This is a genomic window from Mycobacterium sp., from assembly GCF_049281135.1.
Taxonomy (GTDB): Bacteria; Actinomycetota; Actinomycetes; order Mycobacteriales; family Mycobacteriaceae; genus Mycobacterium.
Map to the genome: position 1 here is coordinate 1 of NZ_JBAPRN010000509.1, position 3,827 is coordinate 3,827.

At 66.6% G+C, this 3,827-nt stretch carries 2 protein-coding genes; one reads left to right on the forward strand and one right to left on the reverse strand.

Annotated elements, in window-relative coordinates; genetic code table 11:
* A partial coding sequence (locus WAN02_RS20320) for an ATP-binding protein (RefSeq protein WP_422266028.1) occupies positions 1-2,515 on the reverse strand: 2,515 nt, incomplete at its 3' end.
* A 104-nt stretch (positions 2,516-2,619) separates the two neighbouring features.
* Here WAN02_RS20320 and WAN02_RS20325 point away from each other — a divergent pair.
* Positions 2,620-3,827, forward strand: a 1,208-nt coding sequence (locus tag WAN02_RS20325) for a phytoene desaturase family protein (protein WP_422266029.1), incomplete at its 3' end; no start/stop codon positions are given.

Here is a 3,827-nt window from a genome sequence, read left to right on the forward strand (position 1 = left end):
CACGCGCAGCCACCCGCGATCCGGCGCGGCGCAGATGCACCCCGAGATCAGTGAGCGCCCGGGCGAGTTCAAGCCGGGCGCCGGTTTTCTCGAGGATCGCCACGGCCTCGCTGAGGGTAGCCAGCGCCTCCGAAGGCTCGTGTACGAGCGCACACCGTCGAAGCGCGGCGCCCAGCGCGATGGGGGTTTCGAATCGCTGGGCGAGCTCGATCTCGGAGTCGATGAGCTGACGGGCTCGCTCGGTGTCGCCCGCGGCGGCGGCAACCATGCATGCCAGCGGCCGCCACGGCAGCACCGCCGGGTTGATCATGCCGTAATCGCGCAGCGACTGGACTGCTGCATCCAGGTCTGCCTGTGCCGCCGCGATCTCCCGGCGGCACAGTCGAAGCCGCGCCCTCGCGACGTAGAACCACGCGTTGATTCCCAACGCTTCCGGGGGTGCCAGCTCGTGCTCGCCACGGGTCAGCATCTCGGCGGCTTGATCCAATTCGCCGCGCTCGATCATGCAATGCACGAGCGTCGCCAGCGCGGTCGGAGCCAGGGCGTGCCAACCGCGGTTCATCCCCTCGACCGCGATTTGCGCGTCCACCATCGCATCGTTGACGCGGCCCGCCGCATAGCTCACCAGCGCCCGCATCAACGCAGCCTCGGCGAACGCCAAGGATGCGCCCCGGCTGCGTGCGTCGGCCAGCACCGCATCGATATGTGTTGCCGCCGCCTCTAGTTCGCCACCGTAGAGCAGCGGCAACACAACAAGATTGACCACCGGCGATTCCGATGTCTGTTCCAGCAGAAGTCTGCCGTCGGCAATGGCCATGCCCGCCAGATTCGCCGCCCTGGACGCCGGGGGCTCCGTCAGCGACAAGTGCAGTGCCCGTGCGGCCAGCATCGCCCTGTCACCGGCACCCTGTGGCGGCGCCACTTCGGCGGCGCCCAGCGGGTCGACTCGGCGGTGCATCGGCGCCAAATAGTATTCAGAACACATTGCCGATGCCTGGAATCGCCGAAAGACCTGTAGGTCGCCGTCCTCGAATAACTCGGCGCCCCAGCGGAACGCGGCGGCCGCCTCCCCGTACCTGCCATAGCGGTAAAGCGTCTGCCCGAGCGAATACAGCGCATCGGCCCGCACCGTCGGCTCGTCGATCAGCAGCAATGCCTGCTCGAAGCGCTGCAACGACGTCGTCTGGCCCGCGGCCGCCTCGGTGAGACCGAGGTCAATCAGAAGACGCGGCGAAACCGAGTCGTTTGGGGCAGTGTCCAGTGCGCGGCGCAGATAACGAATCGCGGTCGCCGGAGATCCTTTTCGTGCGGCCGCACGGGCGGCCGCATGAAGAACCCCGGCCACCCAGGCCTCCTCGCTCGGCGTGGCCTCCAGCAGGTGGCGCGCGACGACCTCCGAGTCGGATCCGTTGGCCGCGAGTAGCTTTGCCGCGCGCGCGTGGGCTTCGGGTTTCTCCCCGGGCGCTAGAGAGGCGTAGGTCGCTGAGCGGATCATGGGGTGAGCGAACGAGGCTGGGTCGGCGGTGTCGAAGACCCGCGCCGCAACGAGCTGCTCGGCGGCGGTGACCGCCTGGGCGGGTCGCAGCGCCGCCAAACGGGTGACGACCGCCAGCGACGCCCCGTCGCCCAACACAGCCGCAGCCTTAGCCAGTTCGCGGGGATCCGGTCCCAGACGCGCCAGCCGGCGGGCGATCTGGCGTCGCACCGAGTGCGGTGTTCGCAACGAACCCCTGCTGGCCGCGGTGATGTCTGACTCGTCGCGCAACTCCGCGATGACCTCGCTGACCAAGAAGGGATTCCCACCCGTCTCGTGATGCACGGTGTCGATCAGGGCGTCATCGACCCGGCACTCCAGGCCCGTTGCGAGCAGTTCACCGACCGCTCGCCGGCTGAGTTCGGACGGGCGAATCGACGGTGCCGCGCTGCTCTCCCAGAGTGAAGAGACCAGATCCGAGTGGGTCTCAGGGTCATCGGTGCGAACAGCGGTCAGCAGCGCGATCGGCAGATCCTCCAGCCGCTCGCCCAGATAGGCGAAAAATCGCAGTGAGCCGGGATCGGCCCACTGCGCGTCGTCAACCAGCATGGCGAAAGGTCCGTGGCTGGAGAGGTTCACCATGAGCCAGTACAAGCCGTGGATGACGGTGAACTCGTCCGTTGTGACGGTGTGCTCAGCCGGCTGAACCCGACGGCTCACCATCGGTTCGGCGAGCACCGCTGGGCCACTGAGTAATTCGGCGCGCTCGTCGGCGGTCGCACGCACTATCCGTGCTTCGACCAATTCGACGGCCATACCGAAGGCCAGCTCGCGGGTGAGTTCGCTGCCCCGCGCCCGCAACACCGTGAAACCGGCCTCGGCCGCAAGTGTGGCGGCCTCGTCCAGGAGGTAGGTCTTGCCGATACCGCTGGGCCCCTCGATCACGCAGGCCTGCCCGCGACCGCCGCGTGCTTGCGTAATGACGGAGCGCAACGCATCCAATTCGCGATCGCGCTCGAGCGGGTGAACGGGTCTCGACATTCTTCGCGCAGTATCGCACTAACCGAAAACCCATCATAGGGCCGCGAAAAACCTCCCCGGGATTGGTGGCGACTGCGGCCAATTGCGGGCGATACGTTGCCGTTATGGGTACAAACACGCCGACAACGACGTTGCGGTCGACCACCGCAAAGTATGACGTCGTGGTCGTCGGCGGCGGCCACAACGGTCTCACCTGCGCGGCCTTCCTGGCCAAGGCGGGCAAGCGAGTTTTGGTGCTGGAGGCCCGCGATACCGTCGGCGGCCTGGTCTGGACGATGGAGATGCCCAACGCGCCCGGCTTCAAGGTGAGCCCTTGCAGCGTCGAGTTCGTTCTGCCCGGCGTCAAGCCCTCCATCGTGGACCAGCTGGACCTGCACAAGCACGGTCTACGGTGGGTGCACCCGACCGCCTTGACGACTTGGCTGGGTCCCGACGGCGCCAGCGTCGCGTTCTACCAGGACATCGCCCGCACCAAAACCGAAATCGCGAAGTACTCGCGCCGGGACGCGCAACGGTACGAGGAGCTCGTCGACATCATCACCGAAACGCTGTTGACGCTGATGCCCTACTTTCACGGCCATCCATGGCGGATAAAGCCCCGCACGGTGTTCGACGTGCTCAAGCAGGCCGCCAAGACTCGCACCAAGCTGGCCAAGGGCGCCCGCGTCATGCTCGGCTCGATCGACGCCGTGCTCGAAGAGTGGTTTGAGAGAGAAGAGATCAAGGCCCCGATTGCCGCTTACTCGGCGGGCACTTTCGGGCCGATCACCGAGACCGGCACCGGATTCCACTTGGCGTTCCTGTGTGGAATCCACCAATGGGGCGTGAAACGGCCGGTTGGCGGCAGCGGCGCCTTCACCCAGGCGATCGCCAATGCGGTACGCCACCACGGCGGCGAGATCCGCACCAGCGCCAAGGTCAAGCAGGTCCTCACGCACAACGGGACCGCGCGTGGCGTCGAATTGGACAGCGGTGAGCAGATCCTGGCGTCCGACGTGGTGTGCGCCGTGGATCCCTACACCTTGCTGACCAAGCTGCTCGACCCGTCCGACGTGCCCGACTCGACCTTCGACCAGCTCCGGTCGCTGCAGGTCGGCCGCTATAACGTGCTTTACTTCGACGCCGAGATGGCATTGTCGGGCCGGCCGAAATTCCCGGGGTTCCACGACGACGAGTACACCTCGACCCTGATGTTGTGTCCGACGCTGGACTACATGCGGCGCTCGACCGTCGACGGCATGGCCGGCACCTTCACCGGCGAGATCCCGATGGCCACGTTGACCTCGTCGGTCTACGACCGCAGCCTGGTTCC